General features: G+C 57.9%; 15 protein-coding genes. 7 read left to right on the top strand and 8 right to left on the bottom strand.

Annotation, left to right across the window (positions count from 1 at the left end; translation table 11 throughout):
* Positions 1–128 precede the first annotated feature (128 nt).
* From ectA to BM035_RS15835, 4 genes are all read left to right on the top strand, one after another.
* Positions 129–644 carry a diaminobutyrate acetyltransferase gene (gene ectA / locus BM035_RS15850; protein WP_008176886.1) on the top strand — a complete coding sequence of 172 codons (516 nt, stop codon included), beginning with the start codon at positions 129–131 and terminating at the stop codon, positions 642–644.
* Positions 645–851: 207 nt separating this feature from the next.
* Entirely contained in the window at positions 852–2,120 is a 1,269-nt protein-coding gene (gene ectB / locus BM035_RS15845) for a diaminobutyrate--2-oxoglutarate transaminase (RefSeq protein WP_008176887.1), read from the top strand.
* A gap of 50 nt (positions 2,121–2,170) precedes the next feature.
* Positions 2,171–3,613, top strand: a complete 1,443-nt coding sequence (locus tag BM035_RS15840; RefSeq protein WP_039882177.1) for an aspartate kinase — start codon at positions 2,171–2,173, stop codon at positions 3,611–3,613.
* A gap of 138 nt (positions 3,614–3,751) precedes the next feature.
* Entirely contained in the window at positions 3,752–4,750 is a 999-nt protein-coding gene (locus tag BM035_RS15835) for a sigma-70 family RNA polymerase sigma factor (RefSeq protein WP_092033088.1), read from the top strand.
* A 33-nt stretch (positions 4,751–4,783) separates the two neighbouring features.
* Here the strand turns inward: BM035_RS15835 and BM035_RS15830 are convergent, their stop codons facing one another.
* The 5 genes from BM035_RS15830 to pdxH are packed head-to-tail and all read right to left on the bottom strand — an operon-like array spanning position 4,784 to position 7,579.
* Positions 4,784–5,242 (bottom strand): DUF3429 domain-containing protein, encoded by a 459-nt coding sequence (locus BM035_RS15830; RefSeq protein ID WP_008176894.1) that lies wholly within the window; start codon positions 5,240–5,242, stop codon positions 4,784–4,786.
* Positions 5,239–5,544: a DUF6482 family protein gene (locus BM035_RS15825; protein WP_008176895.1), complete on the bottom strand. Its 306-nt coding sequence runs from the start codon at positions 5,542–5,544 to the stop codon at positions 5,239–5,241. The genes BM035_RS15830 and BM035_RS15825 overlap by 4 nt, the downstream gene beginning before the upstream one ends.
* Positions 5,545–5,601: 57 nt before the next feature.
* Positions 5,602–6,183 (bottom strand): DNA-3-methyladenine glycosylase I, encoded by a 582-nt coding sequence (locus BM035_RS15820; protein ID WP_092033085.1) that lies wholly within the window; start codon positions 6,181–6,183, stop codon positions 5,602–5,604.
* 33 nt (positions 6,184–6,216) lie between these two features.
* Positions 6,217–6,975 (bottom strand): 4'-phosphopantetheinyl transferase family protein, encoded by a 759-nt coding sequence (locus tag BM035_RS15815; RefSeq protein WP_008176898.1) that lies wholly within the window; start codon positions 6,973–6,975, stop codon positions 6,217–6,219.
* Positions 6,944–7,579: a pyridoxamine 5'-phosphate oxidase gene (gene pdxH / locus BM035_RS15810; protein WP_008176900.1), complete on the bottom strand. Its 636-nt coding sequence runs from the start codon at positions 7,577–7,579 to the stop codon at positions 6,944–6,946. The genes BM035_RS15815 and pdxH overlap by 32 nt, the downstream gene beginning before the upstream one ends.
* A gap of 234 nt (positions 7,580–7,813) precedes the next feature.
* On the opposite strand from pdxH, the gene BM035_RS15805 reads away from it, so the two are divergent.
* Complete coding sequence (locus tag BM035_RS15805) at positions 7,814–9,100, top strand: MHYT domain-containing protein (RefSeq protein ID WP_008176902.1); 1,287 nt, start codon at positions 7,814–7,816, stop codon at positions 9,098–9,100.
* Positions 9,101–9,179: 79 nt separating this feature from the next.
* Complete coding sequence (locus BM035_RS15800; protein WP_092033082.1) at positions 9,180–12,005, top strand: DUF748 domain-containing protein; 2,826 nt, start codon at positions 9,180–9,182, stop codon at positions 12,003–12,005.
* Positions 12,006–12,007: 2 nt separating this feature from the next.
* On the opposite strand, the gene BM035_RS15795 is transcribed toward BM035_RS15800, so the two are convergent.
* Complete coding sequence (locus BM035_RS15795; protein ID WP_227497887.1) at positions 12,008–12,832, bottom strand: substrate-binding periplasmic protein; 825 nt, start codon at positions 12,830–12,832, stop codon at positions 12,008–12,010.
* 106 nt (positions 12,833–12,938) lie between these two features.
* Here BM035_RS15795 and yfbR point away from each other — a divergent pair, with 106 nt between their 5' ends.
* Entirely contained in the window at positions 12,939–13,532 is a 594-nt protein-coding gene (yfbR, locus tag BM035_RS15790; RefSeq protein WP_008176907.1) for a 5'-deoxynucleotidase, read from the top strand.
* Between the two features lie 13 nt (positions 13,533–13,545).
* Here the strand turns inward: yfbR and BM035_RS15785 are convergent, their stop codons facing one another.
* Positions 13,546–14,580 carry an SPFH domain-containing protein gene (locus BM035_RS15785; RefSeq protein WP_008176910.1) on the bottom strand — a complete coding sequence of 345 codons (1,035 nt, stop codon included), beginning with the start codon at positions 14,578–14,580 and terminating at the stop codon, positions 13,546–13,548.
* Between the two features lie 2 nt (positions 14,581–14,582).
* Positions 14,583–15,041, bottom strand: a complete 459-nt coding sequence (locus BM035_RS15780) for an NfeD family protein (protein WP_008176913.1) — start codon at positions 15,039–15,041, stop codon at positions 14,583–14,585.
* Between the last annotated feature and the right edge of the window lie 40 nt (positions 15,042–15,081).

Here is a 15,081-nt window from a genome sequence, read left to right as displayed (position 1 = left end):
GCTTCAATCCGGTCTATTCTGAAAGAGTGAGCTGGAGCCTTGCCGTAGGCGGGTTTGAGCTGTACTTGAAATATATTTTGTGGTCTATATAATTCAACACTAACTTTTTGCCACGAATTGATCTCGTTATGACATCAGAAGGATCGAATACCACCGCCATCACGCTTCGCACACCGGTGAAAGATGATGGCTTCAGGCTCCACCAGCTGGTGGCAGAGTGCCCGCCGCTGGACCCCAACTCGATTTACTGCAACCTGTTGCAGTGCAGCCACTTTGCCGAAACCGGCGTGGCCGCGGAGAAGGACGGCGATCTGGTCGGCTTTATCTCCGGATACATCCCTCCCCAACAGCCCGAAACCATGTTTGTCTGGCAGGTGGCCGTGCATGAGAAAGGTCGTGGACAGGGCCTGGCCAAGCGGATGCTGAAAGAAATCGTTGGCCGTGATGCGTGCAAGAACGTCACCCATATGGAGACAACCATCACCGAGGACAACGAGGCCTCATGGGCGCTGTTCCGTTCATTCGCCCGTGATATGGGAGCCGAGCTCACCTACCACGAGCATTTCGAGAAAGAGACCCACTTTGGCGGCAAGCACGATTCCGAATTCTTGCTGCGCATAGGGCCTTTCACGAAGCCAGCCTGAGGGCCGCGGTCCTGGATCAGCCCTGCAACAAGATTGCGGCGCTGTGAACGACTGTAAAGCTGTGATTTGAATTAGCCGGCGGACCACTGAGGTAGGTCTGTCACAGGGCTTTAATCAACGCACGGTAGGCCTATCGCTACCCCATCAGCAGTTTTTGATAAGCCGCCGCGCATCTACCTCGAACCTGACATGCTAAGAGGCAAGACGATGGAAATTTTCAAGTCGACTGAATCCGAAGTACGTGTATACAGCCGTGCGTTTCCGGTTATCTTCAACCGCGCCAAGAACGCGCATCTGTACACCGAAGATGGCAAGGAATACCTGGATTTTCTCGCCGGCGCCGGGTCCCTGAACTACGGCCACAACAACGATACCCTGAAGAAGGCTTTGCTTGAGTACATCGAGGCAGACGGCGTGAGCCAGGGCCTGGATATGTTTACCACGGCCAAGCACGACTTCATGGAATCCTACAAGAAGCACATTCTGGATCCCCGTGGTCTGGATTACAAAATGCAGTTCACCGGTCCCACCGGCACCAACTGTGTGGAAGCGGCCCTGAAGCTGGCCCGTAAGGTGAAAGGCCGCAGCGGCATTATTTCCTTTACCAACGGTTTCCACGGCGTGACCATGGGCGCGGTTGCCACTACGGGTAACAAGCATCACCGCGGCGGTGTTGGCACGCCCCTGGGCAATGTCGACTTCATGTTCTATGACGGCTACCTGGGCGACGATGTCGATACCCTGGCGATCATGGATAAACTGCTGAGCGATGGTTCCTCCGGTTTTGAACTGCCAGCGGCGGTAATCGTCGAAGCGGTTCAGGGCGAAGGCGGTCTGAACGCCTGTCGCGCGGAATGGCTGAAAGGTCTGTCGGAGCTGTGCAAGAAGCACGATATTCTGCTGATCCTGGATGATATCCAGGCGGGCAATGGCCGCACCGGCGAGTTCTTCAGCTTTGAATTTGCCGGTATCAAGCCGGACATCGTAACGGTTTCCAAGTCCCTCAGCGGCTATGGCCTGCCGATGGCCCTGGTACTGTTCAAGCCGGAGCTGGACGTGTGGGATCCGGGCGAGCACAACGGTACCTTCCGCGGCAACAACATGGCGTTTATCACTGCCCGCGCTGCTGTCGAGAACTACTGGAAAGACGATGCCTTTGCCAATGAGGTGAAGGCCAAGACCAAGGTGCTGGGCGATGCCCTTCAGTCGATTTGCGACAAGTACCCCGGTCAGTTCAAAATGAAGGGGCGCGGTTTGATGCGTGGTATTGAAGCAAAACACGCAGACATCACAGGCCCGATCACCAAACGTGCCTTCGAGCACGGCCTGATCATCGAGACCAGTGGTCCGAATGATGAAGTCATCAAGTGCCTGATGCCGCTTACAACCAGCGAGGAAGACCTCAAGAAAGGGGCTGCTCTGCTGGCAAAAAGTGTGGACGAAATCATGCAGGAAGGGCTCAGCGAGGCGTCGTAAGACGCCTGCACCTCCGGACATTCATGCTGCAGGATAGCAAAGGCAAGATTATGACCAGCCAACTACATACCGTTGAAAAAATCGGCGGCACCTCGATGAGTAACTACGAGGCCGTTCGTGACAACATCATTATCGGTAATCGCAAGAAGGACAATCTGTACCAGCGCATTTTCGTGGTCTCTGCCTATGGCGGCGTGACCAATGAACTGCTGGAACACAAGAAGACCGGTGAGCCAGGCGTCTATGCCCTGTTTGCGGATGCAGAGTCTGACTGGGCCTGGGGTGACGATCTCACCAAGCTGGTCAAGTTCCTGACCGACATCAACGGCGAGCTGTTCGAAGACCCGATGCTGAAGCAGCAGGCGGATCAGTTTATCACCGACCGGATTGAAGGTGTTCGGGGCTGCCTCATCGACCTGCAGCGCCTGTGCTCCTATGGCCAGTTCCAGCTGGAAGAACATCTGCTGACGGTGCGTGAAATGCTGGCCGGTATTGGTGAGGCCCACAGTGCCTTCAATACCGCCCTGAAGCTCCAGCAGGAAGGCATCAATGCCCGCTTTGTGGATTTGACCGGCTGGCGCGATAACGAGTTGCTGCCGCTGGACGAAAAGCTCAAGCAGGCCTTCGATGCGGTGGACCTCACCCGTGAGCTGCCGATCGTGACCGGTTACGCCCAGTGCAAGGAAGGTCTGATGCGCACCTTCGACCGCGGTTACAGCGAGATGACCTTCAGTCGGGTGGCAGTGATCACCGAGGCCCGCGAAGCGATTATCCACAAGGAATACCACCTGAGCTCCGCCGACCCCAACATCGTTGGTGCAGACAAGGTGGTCCCCCTCGGTCGCACCAATTACGACGTGGCAGACCAGCTGGCCAACCTGGGTATGGAAGCGATTCATCCCCGTGCCGGTAAGGGTATGCGCCAGAACGAGATTCCGCTGCGTGTGATGAATACCTTCGAGCCGGAGCACACCGGCACCCTGATCACCGGCGATTATGTCAGTGAGAAGCCCCAGGTAGAGATCATTGCCGGCGCCAAGGGCGTGTTTGCCGTGGAAGTCTTCGATCAGGACATGCAGGGTGAGCCCGGTTCCGACCGGCGTATCCTGGACGTGCTGAGCCGTTTCAAGGTTCGGTTCATGTCCAAGGACACCAACGCCAACACCATTACCCACTATGTGGGCAGCACGCTGAAACACGTCAAGCGGGTGGTCAAAGCGCTGAAGGAAGAGTTCCCCAATGCCGAAATCAACACCCGGAAGGTGGCGGTTGTTTCGGCCATCGGCAGCGATATGAAGGTTCCGGGTATTCTGGCCCGTTCCGTGAAGGCGCTGGCCGATGAGGAAATCAGTATTCTTGCGCTGCACCAGTGCATGCGTCAGGTGGACATCCAGTTTGTGGTGGATGAGGACGACTATGAGAAAGCCATCGTTGCTCTGCATGGCGTTCTGATCGAGCCTCACAACCATGAGTATGCCATCGTCGCAGCCTGAGTTTCTGTAACTTCCCCGCACGATACCCACAGCCGACCGTCCGTGTCGCCTGTGGGTTTTTACTGACCCTGCCCCGGTAAATCCATCAGCTACAGCACGTCGTATTCTTTGGTGTAAATTCTGACCGGTACCTAAGCCATGCGAACGACCGAAAGGCTGGGACCGTCTCCGACAACGCCCAACGATGGTGAAAGGGATTCCCTGGTCGGGCTGTACTTCAGGGATGCGTCCCGGTATGAACTGCTGACAGATGAGGCCGAACGCCGCCTCTCCAGCAAACTGACACTGTGCTACCGAATTATCAGTACCGAACTGGCCCTGCCGGAGGAGACTCCGCAGACGTTCCGGGAAGTGATTGGTAGCCTCGGAGACGCCTGTGCGTTTTCATCTCGATGTCGCCGGGCCTTTCATCTGGCGACTGCCTGTCGGCGCAAGCTGATACAGAGCAATCTGCGTCTGGCGGTGCATATTGCCCGCCGTTACGGGCAGCACGGCATCCCTATGTCTGACCTCATCCAGGACGCCAACGTCGGTCTGATCAAGGCGGTAGAGCGTTTTGATCCCACCAAGGGCTTCCGATTCTCGACTTATGCCTACTGGTGGATAAGCGAGGAAGTCAAACGCTGCCTGCAGCGTGGGACGCGGCTGGTGCACACACCGGAAAATGTGGTGGATGAAATTCGACAGCTGCACAAGGTGTCGCTGCGAATGCATCAGAGCCTTGGGCGGACGCCTTCCCAATCGGAGCTTGCCAGCGAAATGGAGGCAAGCCCGTCGAGGATCGGCGAGTTAAGGGCGCTGGCGACCCGGGAGATATCAACCGATGTTCCCCTTGTTGAGGACGGGTCCGTCACCCTCGGAGACAGCCTGGACGCCGGCGACCAGATGGCGCCGGATCACCCGATGTCGGACAGGGACCGGCAGCGCACCCTGAAGTCGATGCTCAGCGAGCTGAATGATCGTGAGAAAGACATTCTGTCGCGTCGTTATGGTCTGGGACTGCCGGAACCGGAAACGCTGCAGGTGATTTCCGACGATCTTGGCATCAGCAGAGAGCGGGTGCGCCAGATCGAGAAAACTGCCCTGAAGAAGCTGCAGAGTCGTTACGAATCCCCCGAAGATGCGTTTGGAGCCTGATTTACGTCAGGCTCCCGCATTCCCCTTCAGAATTCAGTGAGCAGTGTGCAGCAGGAGAAACCAGGCTGCCGCTGTAAGCTGACAGACCAGGACGACTGAGGTGAGGACGAGTCTCAGGCGAAGATACCAGGCTGGCCAATAGACCTTCATCCAGCGGGCGTCCACCAGATAGAGGGCGAGATAGGCACTGGTATACAACACAATCTGGCCACTGACAGGCAGAAGTAGCCCTATCCCTGCGGCCACAAAGAAGACCTGGCTGAGTAGCATAGTCATCAGTGGAGACAACGGGTAGCAGCAGTTGTCCAGCTGCATGGCAATGGGCCAATAGACGCCAGCCATAAACGCCAGAATGCCTGCGCTGTACAGATAGAAGTAGCCGAGAAGCGCCACACTGTATTGCGGCATGAAAAACAGCCCCGCCAGGAGGCCGATAAACGGGATCAACCCCGCGATGCCAACAAGGATGGCTAGTCTCGCTACAGCAATCACGGTTTCTGCCTCTGCACCCGGATTCGCATCGGTTCAACGTCGGTCGGTTCCATTCCCACCATTTCGTGGTAAGCGGAGGGGTGGACCACCTGGGTCTCCCGAATGTCGAACGACGCCAGGGTGTCCTGGATCTGCCAGGCACCCCGGAAAAGGCTGGTGGTTCCGTTCTTTTCCGAGAGGAGCAGGGTCTGGTTGTCCATACTCAGGCGGGCCATGTAGTGCTGGCCCTCAAGCGAGAGGATCTCAAGCAGGTCGATAACCGGACTCTGCAGGCTTCTGAGTTGGTCAAGAGTGATTCGCACAGTAAAGCTCCGCGGTTTCAAACACTCCAGAACTTACGACCCCCCAGCCTATTGAGATCATTGGCTTAGTAAATAGCATTCCCGGTGTTGTGGGCACTGAACCAGATGATCATTCACCATGCCGGTCGCCTGCATGAAGGCGTACACAATGGTTGGGCCGACAAAGGTGAAACCGGACCGCTTCAGAGCTTTCGACATGGCCTCGGATTCTGCGGTTGTGGTCGGCACTTCGGAGAAGGCGCGCCAATGGTTCTGGATTGGTTTATCGCCAACAAACGACCAGAGAAAATCACTGAAACCGATACCTTGTTCCTGCAGATCCAGATAGCCCCGGGCATTCTTGATGATCGATCTGACTTTTAGCCGGTTGCGGATGATGCCCGGGTCGGACAGCAGTTCCTCGACCTTTGCCTCATCGTAACGGACGATCTTTTCCGGATTGAAGTCGTCGTAAGCGGCTCGGTAATTGTGCTGTTTTCGCAAGATGGTGATCCAGCTCAGGCCGGCCTGTTGGCCGTCCAGGCAGAGTTTTTCGAAAAGGGCGAGATCGTCGTACTCCGGGCGGCCCCAGACGGTGTCGTGATAGTGCACGTAAAGCGGATTATTTCCACACCAGGGGCAGCGTTCAGCGGTCTCCATACAATAGCCTGTGTTATTTATGTCTGGTTCGGGTTACGGGCTTTTTCGACGAATCGTGCGTTGGAACAGTGGCTCCCAGTAGGCCTCCATCGGCTCGGCATCCACCAGGGCGAAGTCCCGTGGCGGCGGCTCAAGTAGGGTGATTTCCGGCCATAGGGGTCGGCTTCCACGGTACACCACGGTCAACAGATAGCCTTCAATATAGCAACAGGCCGCCTGCCAGTCCTGCTCGGGCTGGTCGCCGTAGATCTCGAAATTCTTCCGCACCTCAAGCGTTTGCAGGTTGCCGGCAATGCCTCTGCCCGTGGCTTTCAGCCATGCTTCCTTCAGGGTCCAGACCTTGAGGAAGGTGTTGGAGTCGTCTTCGCGGAACAGCCACTCCTGCTCGACGGGGGAGAACCAGCGTTTTACTACTTTTTGCCATTGAGCATGGCGCTGGCAGGGTTCAAGATCCAGTCCAATGGGGGAGCCTGATAGAGTGGCGCAGGCAGACAGGCCCTGGCTGTGGCTGAGGGACAGTCGCCAGCCCTCGGGCGTGCCGGACGCATTGGGGCGCCCGGATACCGGGCAGCAGAGGTCCGGTGCCATCTGCGCTGACTTGCCGATGGCCTGACGAATCAGCCAGCGGCTGGAAAGGTATTCTCGTTCCCGGGGACCGCTGAACTTGCTCGCTGTCTGGCGTTCGTAGTCAGTCAGCCAGTGCGGGTGCGCAATTTCGGGCCCGTCGGTCTGGTGACACAGCCAGACCGACGGTCGGGATTCAGGGTTGAAGTCGCTGGATGAGCCAGCCATCGCCTTTCCTCACATATTCAAAACGGTCGTGAAGCCGGCTGGGCCTGCCCTGCCAGAATTCGATACGCTCCGGCACGATGCGATAGCCGCCCCAGAAGCTGGGAAGAGGCACTTCGCCCTCGCTGAATTTCCGCTTGATTTCGGCAACCTTCTGTTCGAGTAGGCCCCTGGACGTAATGGCCTTGCTCTGTTCGGAAACCCAGGCGCCGATCTGGCTGCCCCTGGGGCGCGATGCGAAGTACCGCAGGGATTCGGCCTTGCTGACTTTCTCAACGGCACCCTGGATCCTCACTTGTCGGTTCAATCCGATCCAGGGGAACAAAAGCGCCGCCTGCGGATTTTCCTCCATCTCCTTCGCTTTGCGACTGCCGTAGTTGGTGTAGAACACAAAGCCATGGTCGTCGAAGTACTTCAGCAATACCGTGCGTAGATCTGGCATGCCGTCCTGCCCCGTGGTCGCCAGCGACATGGCGTTGGGTTCCAGAATGCCTGCTTCCCGGGCATCCTCAAACCAGTTCTGGAACTGCTGCACCGGATTATTGTCCAGTGCATCGCGATCCAGCCCCTCGCTCTCGAAATCACGACGCATATCGCCGATGTCCATAACCTGTCCTCTTGCCTGCGCGTAAAACGACCCGGGAGAAATACGAGCCAGAAGCATATCGGGTTCAGGGTTCACTGTCAGCGCTGCTTATGTCTGAAACGGTTACATAAACCCAACAATAAAGTGAGACCCGGATCACAGCTGGCCCGTATCTCCTTCGACGCTGATGCGGGTCTGGTTTAGGCAAACTTCCTGGCTGGCCCGCGCGCACACACAAAACAAAGGTTTGCACAAATGATGTCCGAATATGATCTGCCCCTGGTTGTCGCCTCCTTTCTGGTTGCTGTATTGGCAGCTTATGCGGCTCTGTTTTTTGGTGCCAGACTCGTTAATGCGGAGTCTGGCGAACGTCGGAAATGGCTACTGGCCGGCGCCCTGCTGATGGGCACCGGAGTCTGGACGATGCATTTCGTCGGAATGCGGGCTATGCCGATGGGTGTTCCCATGTCGTTTGATGTGATGATGACGTTGGTTTCCTGGCTCGCAGCCGTGCTCGCTTCCGGTGTGGCTCTGCACATCATCGGGCGCAAACAATTGGGAGTCCCTCTGTTCGTCAGTGCGACCCTGTCCATGGCCAGCGGTATCGTAGTGATGCACTACCTGGGCATGTATGCCATGCGCATGTCAGCGCCGCCAACGTTTAACACCGTATTTTTGCTGATTTCGATCGCGATTGCCGTTGTGGCTTCGGGAGCTGCGCTTGCCCTCTGCCGGAAACTGCAGGGCATGGACGGATCCGGCACCCTGGCGGTACAGTTCGTGGCCGCCCTGGTGATGGCCGCTGCAATCTGTGGGATGCATTACACGGGCATGATGGCGATGACCTTTCCGGAGGGCGCCGTGCCTGCAGCTGACAACGGCCTGCGGGGGAACTGGATGGGAATACCCCTGGCAGTCTTCTGCATTGCGATGCTGGCCGTGGCCCTGGTTGTGACCGTTCTGGATGTAAAACATCAGCGGGCACTTGAGGCATTCAAGGCGGAAGAGGATAAACGGGTGGCAGAGCTTGCCTTTACCGATGCCGTTACCGGCCTGCCCAACCGGTCAGCGCTGGAACAACGCCTGCTGGATATCCTTGCCCGGGACAACGACCGCGGCAACCCGTTTGCCTTGATTTACCTCGACATCGCCAACTTCCGTGAACTGTCCACCGGAATGGGTGATGAGTCGTTGAACGCGGTCGTCAGGGAAATCAGCGAGGCATTGCGTGATCAGATGTCGGATCAGGTGTTTCTCGCCCGATACTCGGCCAGCGCCTTCTTTGCCCTGGTGCCAGATCATGAAGATAGCCAGCATGCCTTCATGTACAAGCGGTTGCGGCAGATTGATCAGCGTATCGGCACGCCTTCAATGCCGGTTACCTGGCGCGCCGGCCAGGCGGCCTATCCGAAAACCGGCAATTCGACCCGCAAGTTGGTGCGGGCTGCCATGGTACCCAGAGACCTCAATGAGATCGGCGAATTTGCGAACATGGCCGCCGACCCGGAGTTAGTGATGCCGGGTCATAACCGTCACAGCTGACAAACAGCCTCTGGGACGACTATCCTTGTGAACAGGCAGGTGGGCAAGATTGCCCCGGGAATCCGCCGTTTAGAAGGAGATGTCCGTGGCCCAGAGCCGTAAACGCAGTCATATGCCCAGGAATCTGTTGATCGGATTCCTGGTGCTTTTCATCCTCTATGCCCTGGCCGGTTTCCTGCTACTTCCCTGGTGGCTGGAGCGTCTGGTACCCGAGCAGCTGGACCAGCGTATGGGCTGGCAGGCAGAAATCACTGATATCCGAACCAACCCGTTCACCCTTCGAGTTGAGGCGCTGGGTCTGTCGGCCAACGATCCCCAGGGTGAGCAGGTGGTTGCCTTTGACCGGCTCATGTTGGACATGAACTTTTTCCAGCTGGTTCGGGGTATTGCCGGGTTTGAAGCCATCCAGCTGGATGAGCCCTATGTTCGGGTGGATCTGCTGGAGGACTACAGCGTCAATTTTGCGAGAGACTGGCAGGCGGCCAACCCGGGACCTGCAGAACCAGCGCCTGAAGCGTCGCAATCGGATGACGCGGCGGCGCCACCCCGGCTGTACTTCGGGAAAATTGAACTCAACGGCGGCGAAATGTTGTTCCGGGATTTTACCCAGGCGGACATGGCCGAGTTCCGGATTACCCCGATGGATCTTACCCTGAGTGATCTGGCCACCTGGCGTCGCGAGGGGCAGGACAGCGATTACTCCCTGCTGGCGGCGCTGGGCAGTCAGACCATCGAGTGGCAGGGTGATCTGAGCGTCGCCCCGTTCTACTCGAACGGCACGCTCAAGGTGTCATCGGTGGGCTATGAAACCCTGGCTCATTTCCTGGCTCCTTTCTTTCCCTATGATCTGCGTGGTGGCAGCGTCACCCTGAGCTCCGACTATGAAATCCAGGCCGGCGACGGCTTTTTCCTGGAGACGGCCAACGGTCAGCTGCAACTCGAGAATCTGGCCGTCGCTCTGGATGAACAGAGTGAGCAGGCGAGATTGACCAACGCTGAGCTTTCTTTGGATGCTGTCGGGTTCGACTTGAATGGCCGCGAAATCCGTATCGGCCAGGTCTCTCTGGACAAGCTCGATGTGGCCGTGGCCAGGAGCGCAAACGGAGAGATTGACTGGTTGGCGCCGCTGGCCACCAACAACGGTGAGACGGAGGGCGGCGGCGAAGCGTCTACCGGCGGCCAGCCATTCCGCTGGTCAGTGGCGGGCGTCGCGCTCTCCGGTGGGCGTATTCTCTGGCAGGACAGTCAACCGGCGACAGCGACTGAAATTGCCGTAGAGCAGCTTTCCGCATCCATCGGGCCACTGAGCCATCAACTTGAAGAACCGGTGTCTTACGAGATAACCGGAAGCCTGGCCAGTGGCGGCCAACTGTCACTGAACGGCCAGCTGACACCTGCACCGTTTACCCTGGAAGCCGCCATCTCCGGAAACGGCATCGCTCTGGCCGCCTTTGAGCCCTACGTTCAGGAAGGCGCCAACCTCGCCATTACCAGCGGCACGCTGGGCGTTGACGGCAACCTTGATCTGGATGGGCAGCAGGAGCCGCTCACAGGCACCTTCAGCGGCACCGCGGAAGTGGCCGGTCTGGATCTGAAGCTGCCCGACAGTTCTGGTTCGCTGGTTTCCTGGCAAACCCTGCGCCTGGCACCTATTGAATACAACGTGTATCCGGCACGCCTGGAAATAGGAACGGTGACCCTGGCCCAGCCGGTCATCAACGTTGTCCGCAATACCGACAATATCCACAACGTCGAGCGGATCGCCAAAGCGCCAGCGGCCGGTGGTCAGCAGGAGGCGACCGCAGATGCTCAGCAGGGGGAGGATTCCGAGCCGGGGTTCATTTTCCGTATTGGCCAGCTGATGCTCGAAAATGGCGAATTGGCATATACCGATCGCACTCTGGACCCGGCCTTCACCACGTCGTTTGATGAGCTGAATGGCAGCGTGACCGGGCTGAGCAACATTTCCCCGCAGCAGGGCAAGGTCTCTATCCGGGGTCGGGTAGGCGGCGTGGCCGATATGGACTTTGAAGGCACCATTGGCACACTCGGAACCGAGGACGTCAGCGACCTCCAGCTGATGATGCAGGATGTTTCGCTGCCGGCGCTCTCGCCGTATTTCGGTCGATACCTGGGCTATGGCGTGGACAGTGGCAAGCTGAACCTGAATCTGGATTACGAGATTGCCGGTTCACGGATTGATGCATCCAATCTGGTGGTGATGGATCGGCTTGAGCTGGGGTCCGCCATAGCCAGCGATCAGGCCGTCAATGCGCCGGTCAAGCTTGGTCTGGCCCTGCTGCGTGACAGCAAAGGGGTTATCGAAGTGGACCTGCCCATCAGTGGGGACCTGTCCGACCCGGAGTTCAGCGTCGGACAGGTAGTGATGCGGGCGTTTGTGAACCTGTTGGCGAAGGCGGCGGCGTCGCCGTTCAGTATGCTCGGCTCGATTGCCGAACTGGCCGGCCTGAGTGGCGAAGAGCTTGGCAAGGTGCGTTTCATTCCGGGCAGTGTCCAGTTGGCTGACGGCGAGGCGGAAAAGCTGGCCGCTCTGGCAGACGCGCTGCTGGACCGGCCGGACCTGTTGCTGAACATACGTGGCAACGTTGAGTCCCAGGCAGATGGCCTTGCCCTGTTGCGTGATGAACTGACTGCAAGTGGTGAGCAGGACCTGTCGGAGGAGGCATGGCAGGAGGCCCGGGAAGCCTACCTGGCCGGTGAGCGGTCACTTGCGCCGGAGGCATTGAGAAATCTGGCATCCTCGCGAGGCCAAAGCTTGCGTAACATCATGCAGCAAACCCACGGAGTCCCTGCCGATCAATTGTTCCTTCTGAGTCCGGCCCGCAATGCGGAAGTGGGTGATGAGGGCAACGTTATCGTGGCGTTCAACCTGGACGTGCGATGAAGTCAGGGTGCCTCGAAGCTGGTCAGAAAGCCCGCTGGCAACCGCAGGCCCCAGTTTTCAACGAGTTGCCGGTAGCGGCCGTCGTCCACCAGTGGCGCCAGTAGTCGAAGCATTTCGTCCGCACTCGGGGCGCCGCCCTTTCGGGCAATGATGCTGAGCTGGTAGCGTTGATCCGGCTCGTTCGAGATCAGCAATTTGTCCCGGTCTTGCGGGTGCTGGGCAAAATGTTTCTGCAGGTAAGAACGGCTGATGATGGCAACCTCGGCAACAGAAGGCCGGTCGGCCTTGATCAGATTCATGTTGCGCGTGTGGCTGTCGGAAAACTCGATATTGAATTTTTCTTCCAGCACGGAGTTGTCAGTTTCGTACCCGGTAAAACCATAGTAATAGCCGGAAATGGCCACAATAGATCGGTTGCGCAGGTCGTTAAAGAATGAGGAGTCTCTGCCGGGTTTCTTGAGAGCGACATAAAGTTCCTCGTCGGCCAGGATCGGGCGGGTAATGTCCACATCCTTCTCTGTCCAACCCCAGTCAGGGCTTTGAAAGAAGATGACGTCGTAGAGACCGGCATCGAAATCCAGGTGGCGGCGTTTGGGGGAGGTGTGGATGATATGGAATGAGACATCCGGGTGTATCTGCTCAAGCACCTCCAGCAGTCCCCCGAGGAAGCCCTCGACTTTGCCATCGGAATTGACACTGGCGATCGGGGGAAAGTGGTAAACGCCCACAGTGATTTCGGTTTCGTTTGCCCGAACCGGCGCCGTTGCCAGCATAATAGCCGCAACAAGAATGGCCATTAATCTTCGAATATGGGCTTCAGCGGACACGATATCCCCGGTTATGTAACAATTGAATACGCATTCAGAATAGCACGGGGATTTTGTGCACCTGAAGCAAAAGATTATGAACTTATGCAAAACAGGTCTGTAAGTGATGGGTAACGTTGCCAGCCATTTTTTCGCCTATGTTTCCCGCCTGCGCTGGATCAAGCGCTGGGGGCTGATGCGAAATGCCATTGAGGAAAATGTGGCCACCCATTCCTGGGAGGTGGCGACCCTCGCCCACGCCCTTGCCATCATCCGCAACCGGCATTTTGGCGGCCAGGTGAACGCCGACCGCATTGCAGCGGCAGCGCTTTACCATGATGCGACGGAAGTAATTACCGGGGATATGCCAACACCGGTGAAATACCATTCGAAGGTGATGCGTGAGGCGTTCGGGGACATCGAGCACAAGGCCGAGGCCGAGCTGCTGGCGCTGTTACCGGAGGATTTGCGGGAGGCTTTTTCGCCCTACGTTCGGGAGTCTCAGCTACCGGCCGAAGACCGGGAATTGATCAAGGCCGCCGACAGGCTCTCGGCGTGGCTCAAGTGCCAGGCGGAGATCCGGGCCGGCAACAAGGAATTCGAGCCGGCCGCCCGGCAGATCCGCCAGCGGTTGGACGCAGACGGGCTGTCAGAGGTTGCCTATTTCCTGAAGGTGTTTGCCCCCAGTTACGAGCAACCCCTGGACAACCTGCTGGGGTGAAAGCTTTCAGGGCTTAACTGTTACCGGCCGAGCCAACCAGTCCGCCACGCAAGCCATCGCGCTGCAAGTGCTGGCGAACGGTGTCTTCGGGGCTGCCGGCCAGTTCCCGGAACATGCCCATGGAACCCAGCAGCGCTGAGGATTCATAGGGCACGAACACCCGCTCTCCCTCTTTCGCCATATTTGGCAGAACCTTGATATAGCTCTGGCCCAGCAGGTAGCCAATGACGGTCTGTTTGTTTTCCTCGGAGTCACCCATGGCACTGAGTACCAGACGGATGGACTCCTGCTCGCCCTGGGCGCGGAGAATGGCTGATTCCTTGTCGCCCTGGGCGTTGAGAATGGCAGACTCCCGCTGGCCCTGGGCCATGGCGATGGCCGCCGACTTTTCACCCTCGGCCTCGGTAACCGTGGCCCGGCGTTTCCGCTCCGCAGCCATCTGCAATCGCATGGCTTCTTCCACTTCTTCCGGCATGCTGATGTCCTGAACCTCCACCCGGGTGAGTTTTACACCCCACTTGGAAGCGGCCTCTTCCATCTCGGCCTGGATCGCGTTATTCACCTCGCTGCGGGATTCAAACAGCTTGTCCAGTTCCATCTTGCCGACCACCGAGCGCAGGGTGGTCTTGGCCAGCACTTCCACCGCCTGGCTCATGTTGGCCACTTCGTACACGGCCCGGCGCGGGTCGATGATCTGGTAGTAGAGGGCGCCGTTGATCTTCACCGTCACGTTGTCGGTGGTCACGACCGGCTGGCCCGGGAAGTCCATAACCGTTTCCCGGCGGTCAATCCGGACCTCATCGCTCATCACCGGATGATAATCCTCGCCCATGCGCACGTAGCGGATCATGGTGATCGGCCGTGGCCGCTCGATGAAGGGAATGATGATGTTCACACCGCTTTCGAGGATCCGGTTGAACGAACCGAGGCGCTCAATGACCATAACCTCGGATTGGCGCACGATGACCAGACCCTTGGCGATGATGAAGATGCCAATAGCGACCAGAATCAGGCTGATGATCAGCCCGGGTGAAAGATACTGTTCCATGCTTACTGTTCCTTGTGTGTGATCGTCTCAACAACGGCGGTCGTGCCGTCAAACTGTTTGAAAATGACGTCGGTTCCTTCCGGAAGGTCGGTTTCTCCGGTGTCAGTCACTCGCAGGCGATAGAAATCGCCATTGACCTTGATGCCTGTGGCTCCATCGAAATCCCGCTTCAGGGTCTGATAACGCCGGCCTTGCTCCACGCCGGTACCGGTTGTGCCATATGCCACACCTTTGGGTGAGAAGCGCGGACGGATCCAGCGAATGGCGACAGGTACCAGAATTCCCGAGAACAGCCCCATACCGGCCAGCTGCCATTCGAATGGTGCTCCCAGAAAGGCCAGCAAGGCGGTCAGCGCGGCCGCAATGCCCAGGGCCAGAAGTAACAGGACACCTGAGGCCAGTTCAGCCAGGCCCAGCACCAGCGCCAGGATCAGCCAGAAATGCGTAAGACTCCATTCCATACAGAAAATCCACAGATTCGGGGGAGGTAGAGGGCCGGTG

Source organism: Marinobacter sp. DSM 26671 (assembly GCF_900112835.1).
GTDB lineage: Bacteria > Pseudomonadota > Gammaproteobacteria > Pseudomonadales > Oleiphilaceae > Marinobacter > Marinobacter flavimaris.
Note: the sequence above shows the minus strand (reverse complement) of the source record. Positions and strands in the feature narration are given on the sequence as shown.

Coding starts and splice junctions, on each gene's coding strand:
- BM035_RS15800 (WP_092033082.1), top strand. CDS start 9,180: ATGTCCGTGGCCCAGAGCCGTAAACGCAGTCATATGCCCAGGAATCTG.
- BM035_RS15780 (WP_008176913.1), bottom strand. CDS start 15,041: ATGGAATGGAGTCTTACGCATTTCTGGCTGATCCTGGCGCTGGTGCTG.
- BM035_RS15805 (WP_008176902.1), top strand. CDS start 7,814: ATGATGTCCGAATATGATCTGCCCCTGGTTGTCGCCTCCTTTCTGGTT.
- yfbR (WP_008176907.1), top strand. CDS start 12,939: ATGGGTAACGTTGCCAGCCATTTTTTCGCCTATGTTTCCCGCCTGCGC.
- ectA (WP_008176886.1), top strand. CDS start 129: ATGACATCAGAAGGATCGAATACCACCGCCATCACGCTTCGCACACCG.
- ectB (WP_008176887.1), top strand. CDS start 852: ATGGAAATTTTCAAGTCGACTGAATCCGAAGTACGTGTATACAGCCGT.
- pdxH (WP_008176900.1), bottom strand. CDS start 7,579: ATGGACATCGGCGATATGCGTCGTGATTTCGAGAGCGAGGGGCTGGAT.
- BM035_RS15820 (WP_092033085.1), bottom strand. CDS start 6,183: ATGGAGACCGCTGAACGCTGCCCCTGGTGTGGAAATAATCCGCTTTAC.
- BM035_RS15840 (WP_039882177.1), top strand. CDS start 2,171: ATGACCAGCCAACTACATACCGTTGAAAAAATCGGCGGCACCTCGATG.
- BM035_RS15835 (WP_092033088.1), top strand. CDS start 3,752: ATGCGAACGACCGAAAGGCTGGGACCGTCTCCGACAACGCCCAACGAT.
- BM035_RS15815 (WP_008176898.1), bottom strand. CDS start 6,975: ATGGCTGGCTCATCCAGCGACTTCAACCCTGAATCCCGACCGTCGGTC.
- BM035_RS15785 (WP_008176910.1), bottom strand. CDS start 14,580: ATGGAACAGTATCTTTCACCCGGGCTGATCATCAGCCTGATTCTGGTC.